The 547-nt window shown below is 71.7% G+C and carries 1 pseudogene; it reads left to right on the forward strand.

Annotation, left to right across the window (positions count from 1 at the left end):
- Positions 1-547, forward strand: a pseudogene (locus tag DSP71_RS22310) (hypothetical protein); the annotation flags it as partial.

Here is a 547-nt window from a genome sequence, read left to right on the forward strand (position 1 = left end):
GAGATGTGCTGCAGCGCGAGGAGGAGGCCGACGTCCCCGCCGGTTCTCGAGCGATGACCGCTTCGATGCTCGCCCGCGCATTGAGTGCGGCCGGGGAATTCGGCCAGTCGGTGGGCGCCCACGGCTACGCCTCCGAGCTGTTCGGGCAGGCCGAGGAGCACGCCGACCAGGCGATGGCGATGACCGAGCAGGCGAAGATCCTCGCGCGTTTCGACGAGCACGACGATGCGATCGCCCTGCTCGAATCCGCGGCCGAGACCGTCCGACGCGCGCCGGACGCCGTCGGAGCGCTCACCGAGGTGCTGCACAGCCTCGGGCAGGCCTACGGTGGGCGCGGCGACGAGCGGGCGTTCGCTCTCTTCGACGAGGTCGCCGCCCTCGCACAGCAGCACGACGCCGGGTGGCTGCTCGCCGATGTCACCGATTCACGGGCACGCGCTCTGGCTGAGCTCGGACGCATCGACGAGGCCGTGTCGGCCGCGCTCACCGCGGCCGACGGCTTCGCTGCACTGGGAGACCTGGGGGCGGCCGGAAGCTCCGAGCTGTT

This window comes from Microbacterium sp. H6, from assembly GCF_003314775.1.
GTDB classification, from domain to species: domain Bacteria; phylum Actinomycetota; class Actinomycetes; order Actinomycetales; family Microbacteriaceae; genus Microbacterium; species Microbacterium oxydans.